Here is a 24,893-nt window from a genome sequence, read left to right on the forward strand (position 1 = left end):
CACCCCTAAACCAAGATTGTGCTATAATGACAATCTATTTGAAGGGAGTATCCGATGGCCAAACGAAGAAGATTCACCGCCGAGTTTAAAGTGAAAGTTGTGCTTGAAGCACTCAGTGGTGAAACCACACAAGCGGAAGTCTGTCGCCGCCATAACCTCTGGCAGTACATCAACTATTTCAGACGCTATCTTTCTTATTTCTTCAATATAGCGTGGTAAAAGTCGAGACTCTACTTGTGTTCGCAAATGATAATTTTCCTGCTCTTCTGGAGATCCACCGAAACTTTCAAAATATTCCTCATCGTGCATACTAATCATTTCCTTTTGAATAATAAAAATGGTGGGCATGCAAGGCATCCGTTGCACTCCCACTATTAATTTATCGTAAAAAGACAGTGTTTGTCCAGTTATTTTTGCTGAAAGGGACAGTGGGTGGGATTTCAGATCTTCAACGACTTTGAAAATTCGTTATACTTTTCAAGAAAGTCATTACTTTCTCCCGATTCTAACGCATCGAACCCCAATCCTTCAACCCATTCAACTACCCTTAGCGCTATCTTATTTATCCTATCTATGTAAGCATCATGTTCTTTCTGTTCTAACCTGTATAAACTATCAATCTCAAAAAAATGAAATCCCGCTTATGTTTTACCTTAAGATAAAATTCAACAAACTCTGTGAATACCGACACGTTCCACGAATCAATTTGTTCAAACTTATCAAACGTCTGCCTAAAGCCAGCAAGGACTAACATATTAGCGATTTTCTCTGTCGCCAGATATAACTGTGCATCGATATTGCCTTGCTCCGCCTTTTTCACTATCGCTACTTTATCAAGTTTCCTCTCCATTCTTAATTGCAACGTTATAGCCCTGCTGTGCATATCAGTATCATTAGCACGATCAAAGTCCATTATAGGGCGTATCCAGTCAAAGTTTTTAAGTTTCGTGTGAAGAAACTGATGACATTCTGCCTGTAGCGATTCATCTTTAAGCAAATCATTTAATTCCACCTGCTCAAACTTCTGAATAAGCCTTTCAGTCTCTTTAGCCGGCATTTGCGCATCCAATATAGTTGGATATAGGAGGTTACACAACACAGAACACGCAAGAAAAATCAAATATAGACCTGTAAACACTCTCATGATAAAATTGTTTTTCCTTTCTCCGCTCTGCGCGACTGCAAAAAACAATCGCGCAGAGTTAGGACATTTCTTCACCTTGCCGACATATTTCCAAATTATAGTAGATCCCGTAATTACTTATACACTTGCCTCATTATGTGAACTTGTGAATGTGTGTCTCACGGAGGCACAGGCTAACAGCCTATGCTACAAGTGTAAACATATTTTCGAATTTTACTATAAAAGGTCAAAAAAATAGGCTATCCGTCGCTACGGAAAATACTCATAGCCTGATTGGTATCGCCATCGCGATTAAGTATCGGCTCATGTCAAGAATGAGTGCTAACGGAAATTTAACCCGCACGGTTATTACCTTCATTAAAGCAATAGCACATACTTTTTACATGAGCCAAGATGTTATTTGTCCAGTAACATCTTCACTCCCAGTATATCTGTAATTTTGTCAGGTTTGACAGGGGTGTGATATCCGATATATCTGTGTCACTAAGATTCAGATACTCCAAGTTCGTCAGATTTGACAGAGGTGTGATATCCGACACAGACGTGTCACAAAGATACAGTCGCTCCAAGTTTGTTAGATTTTCCAAAGGGCCGATATCCGATATATCTGTGTCACTAAGATTCAGATACTCCAAGTTCGTCAGATTTGACAGAGGTGTGATATCCGATACAGACGCGAAACGAAGATACAGAGACTGCAATTCTGTCAGATTTGACAGAGGCGTGATATCCGATACAGATGTGGAACTGAGAGTCAGCCGCTCCAAGTTCGCCAGATTTGACAGAGGTGTGATATCCGACGCATACTCTTCAGAAGTTTTTACAGTTTCTTGTTTTTCATTACTTGCTGCGTTCTCTTGCTTAGTTACGGTTTCAACAGCATTGCTCACCCCATTTATAGATTTAGCAGCTTCTTCCAATTCTTTATCTGATAGACCAGATTCTTTGGCGAGTCGTAGTATCGCTTGCTTGATCTTTTTTTTTGCTTCTGATGCTATTTCTCTAAGATCAATTGTAATGTCAGAGGAGGATTTAATTTTTATCTCAGATATTGTCGAACTAAGGTACAGAGACCGCAATTCTGTCAGATTTTCCAGGGGCGTGAGATCCAAAATATCTGTGCCACGAAGATTCAACGTCTTCAAGTTCGTCAAATTTTCCAGAGGACTGAGATCTGACACAGACGTGAACCCAAGACTTAGCGTCTCCAAGTTCGTCAGATGTGCCAGAGGACTAAGTTCCGATATATCCGTGGACTCAAGATACAACCGCTTCAAGTTCGTTAGATGTGCCAGAGGTGTGATATCCAATACATCCGCGCCACGAAAATTCAGCGTTTCCAAGTTCGTCAAGTTTTCCAGGGGCGTGAGATCCAAAATATCTGTGCCACGAAGATACAACCGCTTCAAGTTTGCCAGATGTGCCAGAGGACTGAGATCCGACACAAACGTGTCACTAAGATTCAGCGTCTCCAAGTTTGCCAGATGTGCCAAGGGACTCAGTTCCGATGTATCCGTGGACTCAAGATACAACCGCTTCAAGTTCGTTAGATGTGCCAGAGGTGTGATATCCAATACATCCGCGCCACGAAAATTCAGCGTTTCCAAGTTCATCAAGTTTTTCAGAGGCGTGAGATCCAAAACATCTATGCTACGAAGATACAGTGTCTTTAAGTTTGTAGCAAACTCAAGTCCTGTCAGGTTACTTATCTCGTATCTCCGCGTATCAAGTTTTGTCAAGGTTGCCATCTCCGCCTGGGGGATCAGTGCCCCGGGCGCCTTACCGAGGACTTTCTCAATCTCCCCACGGAGCACAGCATCTGGAATATTCACGCTAATTTTCATCAACAATTTCCTTTGAAAAATAAACGGATGGATAGCGGAATCCCCATGGTTTTTAAGATTTACGCAGTTCAAAATACCTCGTAATTGATAACAAAACTTTGTTCGGGACATAGAACCCCAGACAAATTTAAGCATCCAACGGTTTGTTAGGATCTGACTCAGATTAAATCAATCCGGTTTCCGAGAGTGTCGAGCGCAAGGCTTCAAGATTCGCAGGGACCATTGGTGCAAGGGGTAACCGCAATTTCCCGTTGAGTTTGCCCATGAGTTGGAGTGCGGTCTTTGCTGGAATCGGGTTCGTCTCAATAAAGAGGTCAACTGCCAATGGCAGTGCTTTATAGTGGAGTTTACGGGCGAGTTCAAGATTGCCTGCATGGAAGGCGTTACACATCTCCGCGACATCTGCGGGTGCGATATTCGCGACGACCGAGATAACGCCTTTACCTCCGACAGCGAGGATCGGCAGCGTGTTAACATCATCACCGGAGAGGACAACAAAATCATCAGGACACAAGTTGACGACTTCGCTGGCGCGTTTGAGTTCACCCGTCGCCTCCTTGAGTGCGACGATATTTGGGTGTTCTGCGAGGCGCGCGATGGTCGGCGAAAGGATGTCAGTGCCACAACGTCCGGGAACGTTGTAAACGACAATCGGGATGTCCACCGTGTCTGCTATTTTCATGTAGTGGGCGTAGAGTCCGTCCTGCGTGGGTTTATTATAGTAGGGCGTGACAATTAGGGCGGCATCAGCACCAGCGGCTTTGGCGTGCGCTGTCGCGCGTAGTGTACGGGTCGTCGAGTTAGATCCAGTACCCGCGATAACGGGGACCTGTCCATTCACGGTCTCGACTGTAAGTTCTATGACTCTGTCATGTTCAGCCTCAGACAGCGAAGGGGATTCGCCTGTTGTGCCACACGGGACGATGCCGTGTGTGCCGCCGTCAAGCTGAAATTGTATCAGTTCCTTGAGTTTCGCTTCATCAAGCGATTCATCGTCCTTAAACGGTGTGACAAGTGCAACATAAGAGCCTTGAAACATGATGTAAACTCTCCTTGCTGGCTATGGAAACCCAACGGCGTGGGTTCTCCTGCTACTTTTAATAGTTCCATGCGTCTGCTGTGAGTTCACCGACGTAGATAACACGAGCATCGCCTTCAAGATAGACGTTTTTTACGGCTCCGTTTTCTACTTCAAAATGGATCGTCAAAACGACACCACTTGCGGTCTTGACAGAAACGGGCGATTCGACTTTGCCTAATGTCGCAGCGATGATAGCGGAAGCGATTGACCCTGTTCCACAAGCGAGTGTCTCATCTTCAACGCCGCGTTCGTAGGTCCGAATATCTATTACCCCCGATGACTCAATACGGATGAAGTTAGCGTTCGTACCATCAGGCTTGAAGTTGTCGTGATAGCGTGTCTGCTGTCCGAGATCATAGACATCTGTGCCTTCCAAGTCATCAACAAAGAAAACGACATGCGGTACGCCGGAATTTGCAAAACCGACAGCGTGCATCCCGTCATCAAGTTGGAGCGGAACATTCAGCCGAATATCTGTCGGATCGCTCATACGCACTTTAACGTTCTCACCCACTATTTCGGATTCATAGATTCCGGCGTTTGTCAGAAATCGCATCTGTTCGGACGCGATGCCGTTCAGGTAAGCGAATTTGGAGATACAACGTGCGCCGTTGCCACACGTTTCCACTTCACCACCATCGGCATTGAAATAACGCATGCGAAAATCAACATCGTTTGCCTTTTCGACGAGAAGCACGCCATCGGCACCAACTGACATCCGGCGTTGGCAAAGTTTTTGCACAAAATCTGTATCGGCGCTATCAACGATCTCCGCCAAATTATTGATGATGACGAAGTCGTTCCCGGCACCACTGAGTTTCATGAAGGGTATTTTGTCCATTGCGAGTCCTCTATTGTGGGATACAGTTTTTTTAATATGATAGAATTATTTGGCTTTCAAGTCAAGTGGTTTTTAGTTGTCAGTATAAGGTCGCGAGCACAAATCGCTCCTACAATAAGGGTGGTCGTTGACAGAAAACCGAAAGGCTCTGAGGCTATAGCGGATGGGTTATGATGTGGTTGTCATCAGGGCATGGGTACGGAGTTCATCTACAATCCCTAAAACACCATCGTAACTATCGCATGTAACAAGGCGGTAGCGAAAAGGTTTGACGTGTGGAATACCTTTGAAATAGTTGGTATAGTGCCGCCGCATCTCCAATAGCCCGCGTCTTAAGCCTTTCCATTTGATGGAGAAATCGATATGCTTTCTAAAGACAGCGATGCGCTCATCTATAGAAGGATATGGGAGCAATTCTCCGGTCGCGAAATAGTGTTTTATTTCGTTGAAAATCCACGGATAGCCAATCGCGGCGCGTCCGATCATAATACCGTCAACGCCGTATTGTTTCCGCATCTGCGCTGCTTTTTGCGGACTGTCAACGTCTCCGTTCCCGAAGACAGGAATCGTCATGCGAGGATTGTCTTTAATCCTACCGATGAGCGTCCAGTCTGCCTCGCCTTTATACATCTGTCGTCGGGTTCTACCGTGGATAGCAATGGCTTGGATACCGATATCCTGTAGGCGTTCTGCGACTTCAACGATGTATTTCGTATTGTCATCCCAACCGAGCCGGGTTTTGACGGTCACAGGTAGATCAGTGGTTTTCACCATTTCATCAGTCATCTTCACCATTTTGGGTATGTCTTTCAAGATACCCGCCCCTGCGCCTTTACAGGTGACCTTCTTGACCGGACATCCGTAGTTAATGTCGATGATGTCGGGTTTGACCTTCTCAGTAATTTCGACAGCGGCGCGCATGGAATTAATATCGTGCCCAAAGATTTGGATACCGATAGGTCTCTCTGCCTCAAAGATGTCTAACTTGGCGACGCTGGGGGCAGCATCACGAATCAGTGCCTCGGAGGAGATGAATTCGGTATACATGATATCCGCGCCATTCTCCTTACAGACCACGCGGAACGGTGGGTCGCTGACATCTTCCATCGGTGCGAGTAATAGTGGGAAATTTGGAATGTTGAGGTTGCCAATTGTTAACATGATATGTTATTTATAGATAATATTTCAGAAGTTTATAGTTATTGAATCTGTCTCATATATTCGTCGTGTTTTCCTATCCAAAACCAGACGAGGGTGCCATCTTCTTCACGTGCTAAAGCAGGATAGTTTCTACTGATTCGTACAGACCACCGAGTTTTCCCAACCCTTTTAAAATTTAGAGATGGGTGTTCGGGATCTCGATTCAGTAAAGCAAAATTCTTATCTGCGCGGCGTTGAATCTCCCGCGGAAGGCTGTGATAGCATGCCCAAAATGCTTGGTTAGTTTTATAGATCTTTGCACCTACCTGCCCGCAAATCCTCAAGGACGTTCTTATCCAGTTTATCGAGTTTACCCGTTTTAGCGTCCTCTTCCAACTGCTTATCCCACGCTTCCCAGTCAGCTTCTAAAGTTTCATACAGCGTATTTTCGAGGACTTCCAGTAACGCTTCTTGCGTCCTGCCCTCGCATTTTACTTTGGGGTGCTCTTGTATCCAACCTATCCATCCGTCGCCATTTTTTTGGATGTGGGCAGTATAGGTTGTCTCGTATTCTGAATCGTAGATTTCAACGGTTTGAATTTTTTCCATGTCTACCTCCTTATGTTCAACCTGTTTACGATAAAGTTATTATACCCACTTGTGGTGTGAATGTCAAGGCGATTTGACGCTTGACACTTTTCCTGTTTCGTGATAGATATAAAGACAGATAAACTGTGGAACACTGTCTATTCATCACACCAATTCAGTAGCGAGGTCTTTTCTATGAGATGTATCTTTGTCGGCATTGAGTATGCGGGAAAATCGACATTAGTCAATCTATTGACAAACTATTATCAACACCGAAAATTACGGGTTCATGTAGACGATCATTTTACGATCCCAGATTCGACGCTGAGTCCTGAATCGAGAGCGGCGTATATCCACTTCCCGGACGATGTGAAAGAGCGGATGCAGCGCATGCAGCTTCAGTATCACGTTGAGGTTATCAAAAATTATCCGAATACGATGATCGCGGGGTGGCACATTGAGGAACTGGTCTATTCGTCATTTTATGGTGATGATCCTGAGAGTCCATATTACTCGAAGTATCACATCAATGCGCAGCGTGGGTATGAAACACAAGTAATTGAAGCGCGGTTGCCGGATGTCGTGATGATCCATGTGACGGCAAGCGATGCGGCGATTGAAGAACGCATGGCGACAGACCCACACGAGTACCAGATCATCAAGAAAGCCGACATCCCAGAACTCAAACGCCTTTTTCAGGAAGAGATTGATAGGTCACTCTTTTCGCACAGTGGGCGTAAGATTGTGTTGGATACAACAGACAAAACGCCCACCGAATCGCTTGATGAGCTGCTACTGCTTTCTGAACCGCTAATTACATTTGGCGAGCTCGCTGTTCGTGCGATGGACGTGCCAGAAGATGATTATCAGGTCCATTATGAAAATGGTGTGCGGAAGATGGTGCCGGTGTAGGGTATTAACAAAATGGCGGAGTTAGAATGCAGATCGCATTTGGGCGAGTACGCCGCAAAACCCCGCCATCGAAAAGAGCAGGGTTATCTGCTTAAAGGGTGTTCGCGGTTCGCAATCGGGAAAGGAACGCGTTCTCCTGTCAGCTGGGATTCGTACGCGCCGAGGATCATCTCCAATGCCGCGACAGCGTCTTCGGCTGCGGAAATGGGTTTTCGATCGTTTTCGGCAGCATCAATGAGATCGCGAATCGCGAGTTCGTTGCCACTGGAGAACGGCGTATCGTCTAAGTCAATGGCTTCCCACGCTTGGTCTGGGTTTGAAGGCACGAGTACCGGATAGGGGTAGACCATGAGTCGATTTGCGACATCACCGCGAAGTGAGAATATGCCTTCGCTGCCAACGATCTCCATGCCGTATCTGCCGGAGCCAGCCTGATCTCTCCGGGACTGAAAGAAGCCAGAGACACCGCTTTTGAAAGCGAAGTAACTATTGATGCAATCACCCGCGACGGGGCCGACAGGCTCTGTCGGTTCGTGGTCACCGCCATAAGCGACCTCTTTGCCGTCTGTGGTGACATGCGACTGCATCCATGCGACATCGCCGACGAAGAAACGCATCATATTAAATAGGTGTGTACCGAGGACAATCATATCCTCACCGCCGCCGCGTCTATCTTGTTTTCCGCTGGCATAGATGGCTTGGATCGCCCCAATTTTCCCATCGTTAAGCATCTCCCGAATCGCATGTGTCGCTGGAAGATAGACCGCCTGATGCGCCACAGCGACCTTTAACCCGTTCGCTTTCGCTGTCTCAACGATTACATCACCGTCAGCGAGTGTACTCGTCATCGGTTTCTCGGAGTAGACGTGGCAACCTGCCTCAAGACAAGCGGTCACCATAGCGAGGTGTTCTGAGGTCCAGCGCGGACAGACGCTCACGAGGTTGAGATCCTCTTTTTCAAGCATCGCCCGATAATCGGCGTAACTGCGCAATGCCCCCGCTTCCGCGGCAGCTTTTTCTCTACCTTCTTCGTTCGGATCAGAGACAGCGATAAATTCGACATTCTCTATGTCTTTGTATGGGGTATGAAGTCCGTGTCCGAAATTGCCAGCACCGGTATGTCCGATTGCAGCGGCGCGATATGTTTTCTGGCTCATTTTTACTCCATTTCTGTGTTGTGGTTTAGTATCCCTTCTGCTTATCAACAACGTTGACTAAGGGTTCACCTGCCACATAGTGGTGTAGATTATCAATAAAGAGTTGCATGGCGCGCCTCCGAATGTGCTGTGAGGCACCCGCACTGTGTGAAGTTAGGATCACGTTTTGCTGTTCCCACAATGGGTTCTCCGGCGGGCACGGTTCTGTATAGGTCACATCTAACCCCGCCCCCGCTAATTTTCCACTCTGAAGTGCTGCTACTAATGCTGCTTCATCGATTACCTTACCTCGACTAATATTCACCACGTAACTATCATCTGGCATCTGATTGAACTGCGCATGTGACAGGAGTTTATGCGTTTCCGGGGTGCTCGGGCAGCACACGACAAGGATGTGTGACTTCGCGAGAAACGCCATCAACCCATCTAAACCGAAGAGTTCTGAGATTGTATCAGGTTTATCAATCGGTTCGGCATCAGCGGCGATGACGTTAAATTCAAATGCTTGTGCGCGTGCTGCAATTGCCTTTCCGATACCACCGAGTCCAAGAATACCCATCGTCATCCCTGCGAGTTCAATACACGGCACACGCTCCCAATGCTTTGTTTTCATGAACTCCAATTGTGTAGGGATTTGCCGGGTAATAGACAAAAGTAAAGCGAAGGCGTGTTCTGCGATCTGTGTGCCGTACAAGCCTCGACAATTGGTAAGCATGACATCACTATCTTTGAATGCCGGATACATAAACCCTTCCACACCAGCATGGGGTTGGTGTACCCAGCGTAACGCGGTCGCCTCTGGCATTGTATCCTCGCCGATGTGTCCGAACAAGATTTCAATATCAGCGATGTGTTCACGCAAGGGTTCGCCGTGCGGTAAAAAGCGCACTTCAACACCGGTAGGGACATCTGAGAGCATTGCTTCAATTTCTGGTGCTTGACGGCTGCCGATTAGAGTTTTCAGCGTATCCATGCATCTCTCCATTTCTGACGACAGGTATTTGTTTAGCTACCAATTGAATCTGCTTGCTTTGCCCACTGAAAGTCCAATTCGCTGATACCGCCTGCATCATGGGTCGTTAGGTCGATTGTCACGCGGTTATAGACGTTGAACCATTCGGGATGGTGATTCATCGATTCAGCGACTAAAGCGAGTTGTGCCATGAACCCGAACGCCGTAACGAAGGTGTCAAACTGGAATTCCTTGTGCAGTTTACCGTCTTCGATCGTCCAACCGTCAACTTGTTCAAGGTTTGCTTGGATTTGAGCATCTGAGAGTTTTTTCGCTGCCATTGGGTTATCTCCTCAAGGTGTGTATAGAAGTTGTCAAAACCATTTAGCCATCGCTGAACGGAAGCAATTTTTCACGCTACAGGATACCTAAATGGAATTGCGCAAAATTGTAGTGGAAAATATAAATAAATGCAAGTTAAAATAGTAACAACGGCACGCATCACAATATACTTAATTTTCATGACACTCATCTCAATAGGAACAAATTTTTTGTTGACTATCATAGGAGGAACTAATGCCAAACGCAAGAACGCTTTATTTTCCGGAAGTAGGTCCCCAATGGGAAGACTGGGTCCAAGTTATTAACGTAGGCACGGAAGAGACCCAAGTAAATATAATAGCCCGACATGCACAGAACGGGCAGCCGACATGGTCAGATCAAAAAGAGATAAGTCCCTTTGAATGCTGGACCCCGAACGTTGAGGCGATTAAACAGAACTCTTCGATGCAGTTTTCCGCAGATCAACCGATTGTCGCAGAACGGCACATGCACAAGGATTCAAACATCCTTGATTTCGTTGGAGCCGCAGAGGAATATGAGACCGTCGGACTCCGACTATTTTTCCCAGAATTGGTTCCTGGCGCACATGACTGGTTTCGTTTTCTCAACGTTGGCGAAGCGGACGCGTTGGTCAACATAATCGTCCGGAACAGACGCGGTCATATTATCAGGCAACACCATCACAGAATCAGACCGCAGTGCTGTTGGGACATCAATGAAGGTATAATGGGAAACGTCAGAGGCACACTTGAGGTTCAAAGCACACAGCCGATTGTCGGTGAACGGCACCTCCATTATCAAAGTGGCAAAACTTGTGTCGGGCAATATGGGCAGGTGATTACGGATGCACCCCGTACGCTCTATTTTCCAGAAACGGGACCGGCATGGCGTGACTGGGCAATCATCGTCAATGTCGGCAAAGAAACAGGTGAGGTTACACTGATTGCACATGAAGATGGAACCGGCAAACCTGTAAATACAATGCAGCGCGAATTAGATCCTTTTGAATGTTGGATGCCGAAGATGGATGATATAAAAATCAAATCTTCCGTTTTGGTGCGCTCTGATCAACCCATCGTTGCGGAACGGCACATGCACGCCGACACTGAGATCGTTGACCTACCCGGCGCATCAGAGGAAGGCGGACACGTCGGGATTCGTCTGTTTTTCCCAGAGGTGGCGAGTGGTGCAAGAGATTGGTTCCGTTTCCTTAACGTCGGAGAGAGTGATGCCCTCGTAAACATCATTGTCCGTAACAAAAAAGGAGATACCCGCAGGCAAATACATCGGCGGATTAAACCCTTCTGTTGTGCCGATGTAGATGAAGGCGCGATGGGGAATATCCGCGGTTCGGTTGAAGCACAAAGTTCACAACCCATTGTAGGGGAACGACATCTCCACTACCAGAGCGGACATAAAGGTGCTGTTGTTGGGGAATATGGCATCGTGATCGGAGAATAAAAAATGGCATGGATCCAAACTGTAGATGAAGCCGATGCAACCGGCATCGTGAAAGCGGAATACGATGCTGCGATCGCGCGTGCTGGGGAACTTTACAATATCGTCAAACTCTTTAGTGCGAGACCGAAAAGCATGCGTGCTTTCGTTGAACTCTATAAAGTGGTGATGCACGATGAGGATTGCCCGCTGAGTCAGATGCAGCGCGAAATGATTGCGACTGTTGTCTCAAAAGTGAATGAATGCGACTACTGAATTATTGCACATGCAGATGAATTGCGGGCACAATTCACGGACACACAAATTGGGCAGATAATCACAGATTTCCAGACAGCGGATATTGACGAAACCACGAAAGCGATCTTGGAATTTGCCGTTAAGGTGACAAAAGCAGCATCCACTATCACACCGACAGACTTAGACCATCTCCGCAGTTATGGACTCACTGATGAGGCACTCTTTGCTATTGTGGAGATCGTCGGTTTTTTCAACTACGTAAATCGGATCGCGGATGCTTTCGGAATTGAATTAGATGATTTTTTGCAACAAAGGAGGAATTTTAATGAATCTAACGGATAAAATTGCGATTGTGACAGGGGCGGGACAAGGTATCGGTAAAGCAATTGCGCTGAGACTCGCGCAGGCAGGCGCGAATGTGGCTATCATGGATTTAAACATGGCGGCGGCTGAAGTGGTGGTGCAGGAAATCGAAGGTATTGGACGCAAAGCATTGCCCGTTCAAGCAGACGTATCGCAGTCCGCGTATGTCAACGCTGCAGTCGAAGAGGTGATTTCAACCTTCGGTCGCGTTGATATTCTCGTCAACAACGCCGGGATTGCGGGACGTACGCTGCCATTGACGGACTTGGAAGATGCGGACTGGGATGCCGTGATCGGTGTGAATCTCACAGGGGTGTTTCTCTGTTGTAAAGCAGTGATTGCACCGATGATCGCGCAGGATTATGGCAGGATTGTGAATATTGCCTCAATTGCTGGCAAAGAGGGAAATCCGACGCTTATCCCGTATTCGGTATCTAAGGCAGGGGTCATCTGTCTGACGAAGGCACTTGCTAAAGAGGTAACGGACTATAACATTCGTGTGAACGCGGTATCGCCTGCTGTGATTCAAACACCTATTCTGGAAGGTATGGCACAATCGACGATTGACTATATGGTCGGCAAGATTCCGTTGGGGCGCGTAGGGAAACCCGAAGAGGTTGCGGCTGTCGTGAATTTCTTGGCTTCGGACGAGGCGAGTTTTGTGACGGGGCAATGCTATGATGTCAGCGGCGGAAGAGCGACATATTAAGTAATGAGTTGTCAGTTAAAGGAGTCATCGGTTGTCAGTCGTCAGTTGTCAGTTAAGAGGTTTCTGATAGTCCATCACCTCTTTGTAACCGTTGTTACTGATTTGGGTAACAACCGTAACAAAAAGACGTTAGCGAATCCAAACCCAGACTGACAACCGATAACTGAAAACCAATAACTATTATTCCGCGATGCAGTAGAGATGATGCGTGCCACGGAGGTACAACTCCGAACCCACAATCGCAGGCGATGCATTGAAACTGTCATCTAATTTATTTTCTGCTAAAACCTTGAATTGGGATCCATATTGGATAACATTCGTTGTGCCGTTTCGCCCAGCGATATAAATCCGATCCGCCGCACCGACAATTGAGGCGTAAACATTAGAGACACCCTGTAACCGTTCAGGTCCGTAGAGCGATACGCCCGTGATATTAAAGGCAGAGAGGATACCGTCGTTACTTTTCAAAAAATAGATCGTATCCTTATAGAGTAGCGGTGATGGCACATAAGGGGTATTGCGATTATGTCGCCAGACAATCGCTTCAGAGTCGGTAATATCGCCCGTTGCCTCTGCGAGGTGAACCGCCTGCAGGTCGCTGCCTCGGAAACCGCTCATAAGATAAACGTACCCATCAGCAGCAACGGGTGAAGGGATGCTGTTAGCGGTCAAACCGTCGCCGTCCCATAAAAGCTCGCCGGTTGCCAAATCGTAACTGCGGACACGGTTCGTGCCTGTCGTAACCACCTGTGCTTTTCCATTGTGCTCAACAATAATAGGCGAGAACCAAGTTGTTCTTTCATCGCGGTCAGTTTTCCAGAGGGTATCACCTGTTCGTTTGTCAATAGCGGTGATGAAGGAATCACCCTCGTGGTCCTGCACAATAACGAGTGTATTTTCATAGAGTGCTGGGCAGCTGCCTTCACCGAATGTATTACGCTTATACATTGTGCCGATGTCTTTTTCCCACTTTACGTTACCCATCATATCAACGCAATAGAGTCCACGCGAACCGAAGTAGGCGTAGACGAATTCACCATCGGTTACAGGCGAATTAGAAGCGAAACTGGCATCTTGGTGAGTGCCTTCGTGCGGTTTGATCTCACGGAGTGTTTTCTGCCAGAGGATGTCCCCGTTGCTGCGGTCAAGTGCGATAAGGTCAAATTTGTATATATCCGCGACACCACGACCGCCGCGTCTCTCTTGAAAGAAACCGCTGAAAGGATTGCCATCATCTGCTTCCTGTTCTGGTTTTTCTGGGGGTGCTTCGCTTTTGATTGCGGTCTGGATGAAGATTTTATCTTCCCAGACGATCGGCGCGGCGTGTCCTGTACCGGGGATAGCGACTTTCCATCGGATGTTCTCGTCTTCGCTCCATGTCGTAGGTGGATTCGCGTCAATCGCAGCACCCGTTGCGTGTGGGCCGCGCCAGTGATGCCAGTTTTTCTCAAAATCCACTGGTTGCGAGGCAATTGTGGCTACGGCTGCTAAAGCAAAGATACAGATTGTCAAAATTGCGATGCTTCTCATTTTCAATTCCTTTCAATTTTTAGTGTGAGGGTAGGGCATTTTAACCCCCTACCGCGGAAGAGTGTGTCCAAACAGGTTTAACTTAAAATGTCCTCAATGACCAACGGTTGTGCTAATTCGGCGTTTGCGGCTTCCAGTTTTTCGCGGCTGGAAACGGCACAGACAGCGGCTTTATCCCTGTTTTCCTCCAAAAGTTGAAGGAGTGCCCGTTTTACCTCAGCCGGGGTTGCTTGACGGAGTTGGGCGTAGCGTTCCTCCCGCATCTCGCGCGTCTGCCCAACGAGGTGTTGACCGAGGGCACCGCTTGCGGCTTGGCTCGGACGGATCGGTTTCTCACCATCTTTCGCCGTAGCGATAATCGCACGGTCTATATCTACCTGCGTCCATTCCACCTGTTTAACGTAATCAACAGTCTGCTCAAAGACGTTAATCGTGCGAGCGACGTGCGGATCACGGAATGAGGATTGACACAGGACCGCTTCGGAAGGGCTATAGGAGAACCTCGCCCCGTAAGCATTGCCTTTAAAACGGATTTCACTCAGTATGTAATCGAGCCGAATGAGATGCGCCCCGATCGTCAGCAGCGTTGAATCCGGGTGCGAATAGTGCGGTGCCGGCATCACGTGCGCGCAGTGCGCAATCTGAATGGGACCCGCCAATCCTTCTCTTGGTGGTGTCTCAAACTGCTGGAACGCAATCAATTCAGAAGCAACAGGCTCGTCCCGCATCGCGCCGAGCCACGCACCGAGTTTGGTTCGCGTCGTTTCAAAAGCGGTATCTGAACCCGTAAAACTGGCGGTCACCCGTCCACGTGTCAACAGGAAATCGCGTATCCCTTCTATGTGACCCATAAGGTCGGCATTAAGTTCGTCAAAACCGTTGAGAAGTTTTTCGCTGCTGCGGAGCTGTGGCAGACCGTAGATGATTTCAGCGAGATGCGCGTTCGATGAGAGTCCACGTGAAGCGTGATGAATCGCCGTACTCGAACCGTCATGAATCATCTCTGTCTGATATTCTGCGACGGCTTGCGTTAGCACATCCTGGAGGCGTTCAGTATCGCGCGGGTTCACAGCGAAAATCAGATCGTGGAGGACATCCAGTGCGGCATCCATTTTCCCATCAAGTGCTTTAAGGTTAAACGACATGCTCTGCATAGAGCGATTCGGATCAAGCGCGTGTGTAGAAAACCACGGTGAGCATCCAATCCCACCGGTAACCGCTGATGTCCGTTGCGCCATCTCTTCATAGCTCATGTCAGCAGCACCGAGTTTACTGATTGCATCGGCGTATCTGGGTATGCAAGCCCAGAGGTGCTGCGGTAACCCTTGTAAATTGAAATTCAGCACAAGATAGTTAATACCGTTGGCAAAAACATCGTTGTGAAGCAGATCCTGCCCACCGACATTTTCAACCGTTGTGGGGATATGTTTCGGTTTTTCTGGGAGATCGCTAACTTGGAGCTGCGGCAGCTTTGCGAGTGCCTCTGGTGGGTTCGGCACACCATTAAGGCGTTCAAGTTCAGCGGCATCAGCGGCAATCCGTTGCACTTCTTCATCCGTCAGTTGTGCTCGGGTTTCCTTCATCCGCTCGACGAGTTCCGCATCCATTTTCGTCTGCATATCCCGATCAGGAGATAGGATATTGGTCAAGCGATGTGGATTCTCGATGAAGTTTTCGCGGATGAAGTCGCTGAAAATTGATGGATTTTCCAGCCACTGTTGATGAACATCAGCGAACGTCTCTCTGATCTTTAGGAACGTGTCCGACTCTTTTTCATAGATCCAGCCATTGATGACGCGATAGAGCATACGGAGCGGGAACATTGAGGCAACTTCTTGATAGTGATAGGTCAATTGTTGAAATGCCGCTTCTACCTTTTCGTTATCAATCGCTGAATCCGCAATCTGTATTAGGGTATCGGTGACCAATTGGGTGAACGCTTCAATGCGATCGGCTTCACTCCCTTTAAGGGCGACATAAAAAATAGCTGCGGGACCGATAGAACTCGCACTGGCGGAAGCAATGTCGGTACCGAGTTTGGAATCAATAATCGCCTTACGGAGCGGTGCGGCTTCATTACCCATCAGAATGAGGCTCAAAATCTGCCCCAAGACGACCTCTTGGACGTTAGTAGCATCCCCGATGAGCCAGCTGAGCATGAGATATGTCTTTTCCGTGAGCGGTTCATCTGCCCCAACCGGATAGGTATCCTTTACAGTCCGAGGCGCATCCCATTTGGGTTGGTGTGTGACCTCTGGTCGCAATGGACGCAATGCGGTACTTGCGGCGTTCCTCGGGATCTTATCTAACTTATCGGCGAGGAAGGCGAGGTAATCTTTCGTTGGAATATCGCCGTAGAGAATGAAATAGCCGTTGCTCGGATGATAATAGGTTTCATGGAACGCTTTGAGCTGGGCGTAAGTTAAGTCGGGAATAGCAACAGGGTCACCACCGGATTCACAGGCGTAAAGCGTATCAGGGAGAAGTTTATTCGACATGGACCGGTATAACCGAGCCTCAGGGTCTGAGAATGCGCCTTTCATCTCGTTATAGACGATGCCTGTTATTTTTAAATCGCCAGTCGGGTTATCTGGGTCAGCGGGTGCGAGATGGTGTCCTTCGCGTTTGAAGGTGTTTTCCGTCAGTAGCGGATGGAAGACCGCGTCAAAATAGACTTCCGCTAAGTTGAAGAGGTCTTTTTTGACGTTGCTTGAGACGGGGTAGCAGGTAAAATCGGAGCTTGTCATGGCGTTGATAAACGTCGCCATGCTCATTTTAATCATCTCAAAGAACGGCTCTTTCACCGGAAATTTGTGTGAACCTGCTAACACTGCGTGCTCAAGGATATGAGGGACACCGGTATCATCCGATGGCGGGGTCGGAAAATTAATGGAGAAAAGATTTTCGGTATCTTCTGTATAGAGATGCAGTAAACGAGCACCGCTATGTTGATGCGCCAATTCAACCGTCACTGCACGTAATTCGTCGATAGGTGTAACGGCTTTTACCTCAAAGCCGTGGAGTTGTTCGCCGGGGCGTAAGTCTACCTCCGGCATCCGGATCGTTTCCAATATTTTAGCCTCCGTGGATTCCTTTTATTTTTCGTTCTTTGCTAAGTTAGCACAAACAAGTTCGTTGTCGTTTCTGGCAAAGACATGTTTATAGGCAAACGCTGGGTGTGACCATGTAACACCGCCTCTGCGGTTCAATTGGTCGCGTGTCGGTTCGATTAATTTGGCACGACTGATAATATTAAGCCCTTCAGGAGAGAGTTCCGTGATGAGGAGTTCGCCGTGTTCGTTGAACATCCAGACCCTGTTATCTCCTGAGACCGGGTGGCTGACGAAATGGATGTTACTCCAACGCGCCTTCCGCACAGCAGAGAGGTCCTCCCAAATCCGATCCCCGTTTCGGGCATCGAGACAACGGAGTTCACCGTAACTATCCACGCCGTAGATGTAATCACCTATTCGGACAGGTGTCGCCATTGTCGTCTGAAGTGCATCGGTGTTCTGTTCGTTCTTTCCCTTGCGATGCCAAATGCGTTCTGCTGTCAATTCATCCGATGACAGCTTCAGGAGAAGAGATCCTTGCTGGAACTCAGTAACGAACAATTCATTCTGATCGAAAATAGGGGTAGCGATAGCAATCTCAAAACTTTTCGGTAGGAACGGATAGAGCCAGTGTACGGCTCCCGTTTCTGGATTAAGGGCGGCGATGTTAGCACCTGTCCAACAGATTAAGACGCGTTTGCCTGCCTGTGTGATGACAATAGGTGCCGAATAAGAGGCGTTATCGTTCAATGCTTTCCACTTTTCCTCACCGGTTTTCCTGTCAAATGCGACAATACAGGCATCCGGCTTACCGCCGATTTGAACGATAAGGTTTTCCGCCTCAACAATCGGTGCGCACGCGATGCCCCAGATCGGCATATTAATATTATATTCGGCATTGAGATCTCTTTTCCATACGACCTCACCCGTAACAGCGTCGAAACAGTGAAGATGTCCCATCGAGCCTAAGGCGTAAGCGAGTCCATCGTGGATCGTAACATTCGCACGGGGGCCTGCTGTATAGTCGATTTTGTATACGGCATCATAGGTGTAAGACCAGAGTTGCTCCCCGGTTTCCCAATCGAAGCAGTGAACGCGTTCGACCTGTTTCGGTTTATCGAGACGATCCGTAATATAGACGCGTCCGTCAGCAACGCTGGGACCACTGTAGCCGCTCCCGATAGGCACACGCCAGCGGATCGGAATTTCCGGTCCCTCGAATTTTTCAATGATGCCGGTTTCGTTCCAAACACCTTCGCGATTTTCACCGCGCCATTGAGACCATTCATCTGCACTCGCGAATCCCGCGATGATAAAGAGTACTACAAGTAGATATGTAAGTTGCTTCATGATTGTTTTGTATAACTCCTCAGCCAGAGAACCATCTGTTGGTAGACCTCTGTGGTATTTCTGTATTCAGTTTTTAATTTCGTTAATTCTGCATGCGCTCCGTTGATTCGACTCTGTTTAAGTGCTTCCGAATTGCGATGCGTATCGCCTTGATACGTTATTTCCACAAGCGGTTCGAGATGTGAAACGGCAGCACCGATGTCTAACAGATATTCCCAGATGAGCCGAGTTGCGCACGTGCTGTTCCTATCCTGAAACGCAGGCGGTTTGTGATCAAACCGGTAATTTTCCGGGCAATAGGTGTTACCGACATCCACGAGACAGTCGGCATGCAGCATCAATTTCTCGGGGACTTTGCGACTCACAAACAAAACCTCGGACTCCTGCTCTTGGAAGAGGAAGTCTTGGGCGAGCCATGCGCTGACAATAGCATCTAAGTCTGGGTTTGCGTGCGTAACAATCTGTTTCAAAGTGCTGCTTCTACCTATCTATTATACCTAATTTATGGAATGCTTGTCAAGGATTCACGGATGCGTGAACAGCGATTATTTCCGAATGAAGTATAGCACAGTATAGTCGTGAATGTCAAATAATTAGGACTTACGCAGATCCGAGAATTTACTTTGTAGGTCTCGTTGGTTTCGGATGTATTTCTATTGCCAAGGATCCATTGCGTTTTCGATCCTCTGCTGCTTTTATAAGCTAAGTCGGGAATCGGAGTGTTTTTGCTGGGGTGTTTCCCCTCTTACAAGAGGTGTTTGATAAATTGCGTAAGCCCTAACTGAAAGTTGCTTAAAGTTTGTGCCACTCTAAAATAGGACAAATTCTCTAATTTACACACTAAATTGATGCCTATGTAGCGCGTGTCTGCTACCTTGTATATACCCGTATACAAATAAGCATGTATGTATGAATACATGTTTGCTGAACGTGTACAATCGCAAGATTCAAGGATGGAAAATTGCTATAGCGTTCTTGGCGGAATTTCATTGCTAATTTTCGCAATTACAGCGTTGAGACACTCTAAATATGTTGATTTGGAACCTTATTTATTTTTTTTTTTGCACATTTTTTGTATAAGTGCTACAATATATGTGACGTTAAAAATTCACGAGAGCGCGTGGATTGCGTCGGGCTGCTGCCTAATCTTTTAGGTGCGTCGCCGGTGATGACGACACCAGCAACGCTTAGCACTGCCATAATCAGAGTATGACAGCGCTGGTTTCTATCATACCAGAAAGTTCGCTTTCTGTGCGGTTAAAATGGAAACCAGCTCCCTATAGGGTGAGTTGCCTAAAATATTCTTCTTTTTCGTTGACATGCCTGTCAACCCTCCCTGTAGACTGTCACAATGTGTTTACACAAACATTGGTTTATTTTGGTGCAGTTTATGGATAGGACAGACCCATAAATATTATACATCAAAACGACTGGTAACCGTTATAGTCGCGTAGTTCATTGCGCCTCCTACATTCATTGGTAGGCGCGCCGAGCAGCGAGGTCCAGTTAATTGTAAAATCTACGAAAAAGAAGGAGAAACCCTTGAAAAAGCTAACTTTGCTTTCAATTTTTGTTGCTCTTATCGCTTTCGCATTCATAAATGGGTGTGACGGTAGGATTAAATTTCCGCAGCTAATAATACCCCCAGACGATACTGTTGAATCCCCACTTGGTGATTTCGAGACACCTTTCGATATGCTATCTCACGACTTGAACGCAACTTTTGCACGGGGAGAAGAGGCCTTTACAACAGTCTTCACAGTAGAGGAAGGATTGGGGCCAATTTTCAATAATACTGGTTGTATAAGTTGCCACCCCGGAAATGGTAGAGGTACGCCAGATTTAGCACTTACCCGATTTAGTATAGGACATGACCTTATTCCTGATTTGGGTGGACCTCAGTTTCAAAACAAAGCTATTCCCGGGGCACCTTACGAAGTACTTCCTGTGGATGTCAATAAATCGACACGGCTCCCGCCGCCCATTTTTGGGTTGGGACTCATTGAAAATATTCCCGTTGAAACAATTTTGTCATACGCCGATGAGACCGATGCCGATGGCGATGGTATTTCCGGTAGACCTAACTGGGTAACACCGCCGGATTACGTCCCATCTACCGAGATCGGAAGTGGACCTGGTCAACAATTTGGAAGGTTCAGTCGTAAGGCACAAGTCTCGTCACTTGTTCAGCAAGTTGCAGAAGCGTTCCAACAAGATATTGGTATCACAAACGGCTTTATCCCTGAGGAACATTTTCATGAGGGAGACACCGTTCCCGATCCAGAGATTGATAAATTAACCGTCATGGAAACTATCGTTTTCCTGCGCTTGCTTTCACCACCGCCACGCGGCGAGATTACACCAAAGATCAAAAGCGGAGAGGCACTTTTCAACAAGATTGAATGTGCTTCGTGTCATGTTCCAACGATGCAGACGGGACCGTCTCCCATTGATGCTTTGAACGAAGTAGAGGTCCACCTCTACTCTGACCTGCTTTTGCACGATATGGGTGAGGAATTAGCCGATAACCGTCCGGATGGTTCTGCCACAGGTAGAGAGTGGCGAACGCCACCACTCTGGGGAACGCGATTGGTCGCAGAGTTCTTGGGCGGAACACCCTTTTTCCTCCACGACGGGCGCGCAACGACGCTTGAAGGTGCCATCCGCGCACACGGCGGTGAGGCGCAGAACGCAAAGGAAGCGTTCTTTAATCTGTCTGAAACGGATCAGCAGGCAGTCATTGCTTTTATTAAGTCGCTTTAGCAATGCAGTATCTATTCGATTGCCGACAGAGCATCAGTCGCTCCTATGGCAGATGGCTATGCTGAAATGCCCTTAACACCAAACACGGTAGTTACGGTTTCATGAAGATTAATTTATTAAATCGGTAATGTCAGAACGTACGATAAATCGCACGACTACGAACCTGTCTGTTTGTAGTAGGGCAATTCATTGCCCGTTTATTACCGAAATATTTACTTAAACTTCATCTAACCGTAACTACTCTAATCCTGAGCGCAGTCTTCAACCGCGTTAACGATTACAACTTCTTATTTTTCCATGACTTACGCAAATTTAGCAGAAAAGGGATATTTTGCGCGTAAAAAGTAGATATTGAGACGTTTTCAACCCCCTAAATCCCCTTATCAAGGGAACTTTAAGAGGAAATGTGTAAGTCTTAATAATTAGTGGTCAGTAAAGGCAGTTTTATTTTGTACCACGATCTGTTAGATTGTGGTCTTTGCAGGACATGGGTGGAAACCTTATTGCGTCTAATGGTTTCCTGAAAACTAACAGTTTGCGGTACGAAGTTTCCGCCGCGAGTAATGGAAAACCCTCAATTACTTGGACATTTTAGGTTGGGGAGTTACAACCCGATCAGTGAAAAAAGGGAATGTTTAGAAAAGGGTTATGGCACATGGGGCGTGCCAACTACTTTGCGTCCATTGTGCATCGGAAACCTCGGATGAGTGAACCGGGGTTTCCACCGAGACGGCTTGCACATCGCGTGAAGTCGTGGTTCTCAGCCCAACCGCCGCCTCTTAGCACATGTCCATCACCGGTTTCGGGTCCCGTCGGATTGATATTGGTCGGTGCGTTACGGTAGTAATTCGGATCATACCAATCTGCTACCCATTCCCAGAGATTGCCTGCCATGTCGTGTGCGCCGTAAGGACTCGCGCCTTGTGGAAACTGTCCGACCGGTGCGGTCTCTTTATACCCATCCCTCAGCCCTGTGCCGTCGTTTCCGCTGAGCTTTGTGTCGTCCCATTCATTGCCCCAGGGCCAGTGCCGTCCATCTGTGCCGCGTGCGGCTTTTTCCCATTCCGCCTCGGTGGGTAACCTTTTGCCTGCCCAGTTCGCATAGGCGGCGGCATCTTCCCAAGTTAAGACAGCCGCAGGGAAATCCGGCGCATTATGCGGTTCGTAGTCTAAATAGTGCTTAGGTTCATGACCGGTCTCAGCAAGGAATTGCTTATACTGCTGATTTGTCACCTCAAATTTGTCAATATAGAAGGCATCGACATAGACGGTGCGTTGCGGACGCTCATTATCATACCGGACGGGATCGCGGAGTGGAAAGAATTCTTTGAAATCTTCCATATCTTCATCAGTGGTTCCCATGAGGAATTCACCCGCGGGCACATAAACCATGACTGCGTTATCTTTGGCGGTTGTGATCGTTTTGAGGGGCAGGGTACCAACAAGCGGTGACTCTATAGGGTCGTGGCAGGCAAGTACCAATAAAGCGAGGATGAAGAGTGTAAACAGGTAACTGAGTTTGCTAAATTTCATCTCTGATTTTTTAGCTGAGAGGTTTAAGTATAATTGAACATTCCCTTTGTAGAAGTGTTTTGAAGGACACCTACAAAGGGAATGTTGAGACTATAGATTAGATCTACCGGTCAGCTTTCAAGGCACCCCATGTAGTGGAGATCTTGCCAGCGGGTTCAACCGGTGTTGTCGACATGAGCCAGATGATAATTTCAGCAGCGACAGCACCCTTTGGCTCGGTGCCACCTGCGGTCTGTATCACAGGAATGAGTCTACCGAGGTTTCCATCGCGGACGATAATCGGATCGGCACGGGTGCCGGAATCGTTTTGTGCGAGGGAGACTTCGACTTCCCAATCGCCATCGAGTTCATCAACGTGGAACGGACGATCGGACTGGATATCGGGCAAACTCGGTGAGATGGATTTACCTTCATCGGTAACGTTACATGGGGTATTATCGTCCCACATAGTGATACCCTCAATATCCATCATATTCTGTAAACCGCCGACCTCGTTTCTGCCGCCTAAGCCCCAGAACATGTAATCGGCGTGGTTAATAAATGCATCGCCATCGGTGGTTTCAATGAAAGTCTCACCAATAGAACCTTCCGGTTGCGCGTTACCATCCGGATAGAGGGTTGGTGGAAGATCACCGTAAAGGACACAGACATCCAAGCCTTGGTCGCCGGTGACATCTTTCATCCAATCGGCTAAGGCATCCATATCGCCATCACTGTCGAGCCAGAAGTTAGAGATCCCGGCATCATTGAGCATATCGACACAGATCTGTGCCTGTTCATCGGCAGCCCCTTTGTCGATCCATTGTGTGGTTCCGGTGTAGATAGCGACTTCACCGGCGGCAAGGACGGGTGCTAAAGGGAGTGCCATTAACGCAATGAGCGTTAGTGAGAGAAAAATTGTACGCATTAAGCGTTACCTCCTGGTTTTAATATCCCCCCATACGGTAGGGAGTTTATCTTGCGGGTCGACGTCAAGTGCGCCCACAGCTTCAACATAGTAATTGAGGATAATTTCGGAAATGACTAAACCTTTCGGGTCTGCTTGACCAGCAGTTTGGTAAACTTGGATGAGTCGTCCATTCGTCTTTGTATTATGGACGATACACGGATCGCAACGGTTCGCACCTTTGCCTTTTCCGGTTTCTGTCGCGAATGCAACTTCCAAGACCCAATCGCCATCAAGTTGGTCAAGGTGGAAAGGACGATCAGTAGCGTAGTCTTTCAAAGTCGGCGTGAGGTCTTTCCCTTCCGCCGTCACTTTCATCGCGGTATTGTCATCCCATTGAACGATGTCTGGGATGTCCATCATGTTTTGGAGCCCATTGGCTTCATTCCTGCCTCCTACGCCCCAGAAAAAATAGTCGGCACTGTTTGAGAAGGTATTGCCAGCATCAAGGAATTCCTCAGCAAGCGTCTCTTTCTTCTTATCTTTACCAACATCATAAATTTCAACGGGAACATCACCGAACATCACAATGATGTGATGACCGTTATCAACGGCGTGATCTTTCGTCCAGGCTTCGACCTCTTTCGCGGGACCGTGAAGGAGGACTTCACCGATGCCGTTCTTTCCTTTGATCTCTTCTGCGAGAATTTCGGCTTCTTTCTTTGCGGACCCTTGGTCAATCCACTGCGTTGTGTCTGTGTAGATGAAAACATCTACTTTATTCGCGGCATCGACTGTAGGTACCGAGAATACGAGAACTGCGGCGCATAAAACGCCTGTGACAATCATAGATAGTCTCATAAGAATAGTCTCCTATATCTTTTCGTGTGAAACACGGACATTGCATAGAATATCCTGTAGTTTGATACACCTATAATGCTAAACGATGTCAACGCATTTTTGTTGCAAAGTTCATACGTTTTGCATGTTTTCATCGATTACTATTGTTT

The 24,893-nt window shown here is 47.5% G+C and carries 24 protein-coding genes; 7 read left to right on the forward strand and 17 right to left on the reverse strand.

Features of this window, described 5'->3' with window-relative positions:
• Positions 1-54: 54 nt before the first annotated feature.
• The gene (locus OXH00_20805) at positions 55-219 is read left to right on the forward strand and encodes a transposase (GenBank protein MCY3743461.1); all 165 of its coding nucleotides are present in this window, start codon (positions 55-57) and stop codon (positions 217-219) included.
• 379 nt (positions 220-598) lie between these two features.
• Here the strand turns inward: OXH00_20805 and OXH00_20810 are convergent, their stop codons facing one another.
• The 7 genes from OXH00_20810 to OXH00_20840 form a co-directional block, all read right to left on the reverse strand.
• Positions 599-1,057 (reverse strand): hypothetical protein, encoded by a 459-nt coding sequence (locus OXH00_20810; protein MCY3743462.1) that lies wholly within the window; start codon positions 1,055-1,057, stop codon positions 599-601.
• A 503-nt stretch (positions 1,058-1,560) separates the two neighbouring features.
• Complete coding sequence (locus OXH00_20815) at positions 1,561-2,988, reverse strand: leucine-rich repeat domain-containing protein (GenBank protein MCY3743463.1); 1,428 nt, start codon at positions 2,986-2,988, stop codon at positions 1,561-1,563.
• 163 nt (positions 2,989-3,151) lie between these two features.
• Positions 3,152-4,027, reverse strand: a complete 876-nt coding sequence (gene dapA, locus OXH00_20820) for a 4-hydroxy-tetrahydrodipicolinate synthase (protein ID MCY3743464.1) — start codon at positions 4,025-4,027, stop codon at positions 3,152-3,154.
• Between the two features lie 58 nt (positions 4,028-4,085).
• Positions 4,086-4,910: a diaminopimelate epimerase gene (dapF, locus tag OXH00_20825; protein MCY3743465.1), complete on the reverse strand. Its 825-nt coding sequence runs from the start codon at positions 4,908-4,910 to the stop codon at positions 4,086-4,088.
• Positions 4,911-5,078: 168 nt separating this feature from the next.
• A complete protein-coding gene (gene dusB / locus OXH00_20830) occupies positions 5,079-6,071 on the reverse strand; it encodes a tRNA dihydrouridine synthase DusB (GenBank protein ID MCY3743466.1) in 993 nt (330 codons plus the stop codon).
• Positions 6,072-6,109: 38 nt separating this feature from the next.
• Positions 6,110-6,364, reverse strand: a complete 255-nt coding sequence (locus OXH00_20835; GenBank protein ID MCY3743467.1) for a hypothetical protein — start codon at positions 6,362-6,364, stop codon at positions 6,110-6,112.
• The gene (locus tag OXH00_20840; protein MCY3743468.1) at positions 6,357-6,659 is read right to left on the reverse strand and encodes a hypothetical protein; all 303 of its coding nucleotides are present in this window, start codon (positions 6,657-6,659) and stop codon (positions 6,357-6,359) included. Before OXH00_20840 ends, OXH00_20835 begins: the two co-directional genes overlap by 8 nt.
• A gap of 174 nt (positions 6,660-6,833) precedes the next feature.
• Here OXH00_20840 and OXH00_20845 point away from each other — a divergent pair, with 174 nt between their 5' ends.
• The gene (locus tag OXH00_20845) at positions 6,834-7,550 is read left to right on the forward strand and encodes a hypothetical protein (protein MCY3743469.1); all 717 of its coding nucleotides are present in this window, start codon (positions 6,834-6,836) and stop codon (positions 7,548-7,550) included.
• A gap of 83 nt (positions 7,551-7,633) precedes the next feature.
• On the opposite strand, the gene OXH00_20850 is transcribed toward OXH00_20845, so the two are convergent.
• The 3 genes from OXH00_20850 to OXH00_20860 are packed head-to-tail and all read right to left on the reverse strand — an operon-like array spanning position 7,634 to position 10,000.
• Complete coding sequence (locus OXH00_20850; protein MCY3743470.1) at positions 7,634-8,707, reverse strand: Gfo/Idh/MocA family oxidoreductase; 1,074 nt, start codon at positions 8,705-8,707, stop codon at positions 7,634-7,636.
• A gap of 25 nt (positions 8,708-8,732) precedes the next feature.
• Entirely contained in the window at positions 8,733-9,680 is a 948-nt protein-coding gene (locus OXH00_20855) for a D-2-hydroxyacid dehydrogenase (protein MCY3743471.1), read from the reverse strand.
• A gap of 32 nt (positions 9,681-9,712) precedes the next feature.
• Positions 9,713-10,000, reverse strand: coding sequence for a 4a-hydroxytetrahydrobiopterin dehydratase (locus OXH00_20860; GenBank protein MCY3743472.1), 288 nt, complete (start codon positions 9,998-10,000; stop codon positions 9,713-9,715).
• A 235-nt stretch (positions 10,001-10,235) separates the two neighbouring features.
• On the opposite strand from OXH00_20860, the gene OXH00_20865 reads away from it, so the two are divergent.
• The 4 genes from OXH00_20865 to OXH00_20880 are packed head-to-tail and all read left to right on the forward strand — an operon-like array spanning position 10,236 to position 12,768.
• Entirely contained in the window at positions 10,236-11,462 is a 1,227-nt protein-coding gene (locus OXH00_20865; protein ID MCY3743473.1) for a hypothetical protein, read from the forward strand.
• A 3-nt stretch (positions 11,463-11,465) separates the two neighbouring features.
• Positions 11,466-11,714: a carboxymuconolactone decarboxylase family protein gene (locus OXH00_20870; protein ID MCY3743474.1), complete on the forward strand. Its 249-nt coding sequence runs from the start codon at positions 11,466-11,468 to the stop codon at positions 11,712-11,714.
• A gap of 21 nt (positions 11,715-11,735) precedes the next feature.
• Positions 11,736-12,038 (forward strand): peroxidase, encoded by a 303-nt coding sequence (locus tag OXH00_20875; protein ID MCY3743475.1) that lies wholly within the window; start codon positions 11,736-11,738, stop codon positions 12,036-12,038.
• Entirely contained in the window at positions 12,022-12,768 is a 747-nt protein-coding gene (locus tag OXH00_20880; GenBank protein MCY3743476.1) for an SDR family NAD(P)-dependent oxidoreductase, read from the forward strand. Before OXH00_20875 ends, OXH00_20880 begins: the two co-directional genes overlap by 17 nt.
• A 180-nt stretch (positions 12,769-12,948) precedes the next feature.
• On the opposite strand, the gene OXH00_20885 is transcribed toward OXH00_20880, so the two are convergent.
• The 4 genes from OXH00_20885 to OXH00_20900 form a co-directional block, all read right to left on the reverse strand.
• Entirely contained in the window at positions 12,949-14,298 is a 1,350-nt protein-coding gene (locus OXH00_20885; GenBank protein ID MCY3743477.1) for a PQQ-binding-like beta-propeller repeat protein, read from the reverse strand.
• A 77-nt stretch (positions 14,299-14,375) separates the two neighbouring features.
• Positions 14,376-17,369: an insulinase family protein gene (locus OXH00_20890; protein ID MCY3743478.1), complete on the reverse strand. Its 2,994-nt coding sequence runs from the start codon at positions 17,367-17,369 to the stop codon at positions 14,376-14,378.
• A 24-nt stretch (positions 17,370-17,393) separates the two neighbouring features.
• Positions 17,394-18,701: a PQQ-like beta-propeller repeat protein gene (locus OXH00_20895; protein ID MCY3743479.1), complete on the reverse strand. Its 1,308-nt coding sequence runs from the start codon at positions 18,699-18,701 to the stop codon at positions 17,394-17,396.
• The gene (locus OXH00_20900) at positions 18,698-19,171 is read right to left on the reverse strand and encodes a hypothetical protein (GenBank protein MCY3743480.1); all 474 of its coding nucleotides are present in this window, start codon (positions 19,169-19,171) and stop codon (positions 18,698-18,700) included. The genes OXH00_20895 and OXH00_20900 overlap by 4 nt, the downstream gene beginning before the upstream one ends.
• A gap of 1,072 nt (positions 19,172-20,243) precedes the next feature.
• Here OXH00_20900 and OXH00_20905 point away from each other — a divergent pair.
• Positions 20,244-21,464: a thiol oxidoreductase gene (locus OXH00_20905; protein ID MCY3743481.1), complete on the forward strand. Its 1,221-nt coding sequence runs from the start codon at positions 20,244-20,246 to the stop codon at positions 21,462-21,464.
• A gap of 669 nt (positions 21,465-22,133) precedes the next feature.
• Here OXH00_20905 and OXH00_20910 read toward each other — a convergent pair.
• The 3 genes from OXH00_20910 to OXH00_20920 form a co-directional block, all read right to left on the reverse strand.
• Positions 22,134-22,997 carry a formylglycine-generating enzyme family protein gene (locus OXH00_20910; GenBank protein ID MCY3743482.1) on the reverse strand — a complete coding sequence of 288 codons (864 nt, stop codon included), beginning with the start codon at positions 22,995-22,997 and terminating at the stop codon, positions 22,134-22,136.
• Positions 22,998-23,100: 103 nt separating this feature from the next.
• Positions 23,101-23,904, reverse strand: coding sequence for a hypothetical protein (locus tag OXH00_20915; protein ID MCY3743483.1), 804 nt, complete (start codon positions 23,902-23,904; stop codon positions 23,101-23,103).
• A gap of 6 nt (positions 23,905-23,910) precedes the next feature.
• On the reverse strand, positions 23,911-24,744 hold the full coding sequence (locus tag OXH00_20920) for a hypothetical protein (GenBank protein ID MCY3743484.1): 834 nt from the start codon (positions 24,742-24,744) through the stop codon (positions 23,911-23,913).
• Positions 24,745-24,893 lie beyond the last annotated feature (149 nt).

It is taken from the genome of Candidatus Poribacteria bacterium (assembly GCA_026706025.1).
Lineage (GTDB): Bacteria > Poribacteria > WGA-4E > WGA-4E > WGA-3G > WGA-3G.

What these genes read in the sequence shown, in the direction of transcription:
- dusB (MCY3743466.1), bottom strand. Translation starts at nt 6,071, where the DNA reads ATGTTAACAATTGGCAACCTCAACATTCCAAATTTCCCACTATTACTC.
- OXH00_20815 (MCY3743463.1), bottom strand. Translation starts at nt 2,988, where the DNA reads ATGAAAATTAGCGTGAATATTCCAGATGCTGTGCTCCGTGGGGAGATT.
- OXH00_20855 (MCY3743471.1), bottom strand. Translation starts at nt 9,680, where the DNA reads ATGGATACGCTGAAAACTCTAATCGGCAGCCGTCAAGCACCAGAAATT.
- OXH00_20810 (MCY3743462.1), bottom strand. Translation starts at nt 1,057, where the DNA reads ATGCCGGCTAAAGAGACTGAAAGGCTTATTCAGAAGTTTGAGCAGGTG.
- OXH00_20910 (MCY3743482.1), bottom strand. Translation starts at nt 22,997, where the DNA reads ATGAAATTTAGCAAACTCAGTTACCTGTTTACACTCTTCATCCTCGCT.
- OXH00_20880 (MCY3743476.1), top strand. Translation starts at nt 12,022, where the DNA reads ATGAATCTAACGGATAAAATTGCGATTGTGACAGGGGCGGGACAAGGT.
- OXH00_20895 (MCY3743479.1), bottom strand. Translation starts at nt 18,701, where the DNA reads ATGAAGCAACTTACATATCTACTTGTAGTACTCTTTATCATCGCGGGA.
- OXH00_20865 (MCY3743473.1), top strand. Translation starts at nt 10,236, where the DNA reads ATGCCAAACGCAAGAACGCTTTATTTTCCGGAAGTAGGTCCCCAATGG.
- OXH00_20850 (MCY3743470.1), bottom strand. Translation starts at nt 8,707, where the DNA reads ATGAGCCAGAAAACATATCGCGCCGCTGCAATCGGACATACCGGTGCT.
- OXH00_20920 (MCY3743484.1), bottom strand. Translation starts at nt 24,744, where the DNA reads ATGAGACTATCTATGATTGTCACAGGCGTTTTATGCGCCGCAGTTCTC.
- OXH00_20860 (MCY3743472.1), bottom strand. Translation starts at nt 10,000, where the DNA reads ATGGCAGCGAAAAAACTCTCAGATGCTCAAATCCAAGCAAACCTTGAA.
- OXH00_20805 (MCY3743461.1), top strand. Translation starts at nt 55, where the DNA reads ATGGCCAAACGAAGAAGATTCACCGCCGAGTTTAAAGTGAAAGTTGTG.
- dapF (MCY3743465.1), bottom strand. Translation starts at nt 4,910, where the DNA reads ATGGACAAAATACCCTTCATGAAACTCAGTGGTGCCGGGAACGACTTC.
- OXH00_20840 (MCY3743468.1), bottom strand. Translation starts at nt 6,659, where the DNA reads ATGGAAAAAATTCAAACCGTTGAAATCTACGATTCAGAATACGAGACA.
- OXH00_20845 (MCY3743469.1), top strand. Translation starts at nt 6,834, where the DNA reads ATGAGATGTATCTTTGTCGGCATTGAGTATGCGGGAAAATCGACATTA.
- OXH00_20870 (MCY3743474.1), top strand. Translation starts at nt 11,466, where the DNA reads ATGGCATGGATCCAAACTGTAGATGAAGCCGATGCAACCGGCATCGTG.
- dapA (MCY3743464.1), bottom strand. Translation starts at nt 4,027, where the DNA reads ATGTTTCAAGGCTCTTATGTTGCACTTGTCACACCGTTTAAGGACGAT.
- OXH00_20885 (MCY3743477.1), bottom strand. Translation starts at nt 14,298, where the DNA reads ATGAGAAGCATCGCAATTTTGACAATCTGTATCTTTGCTTTAGCAGCC.
- OXH00_20915 (MCY3743483.1), bottom strand. Translation starts at nt 23,904, where the DNA reads ATGCGTACAATTTTTCTCTCACTAACGCTCATTGCGTTAATGGCACTC.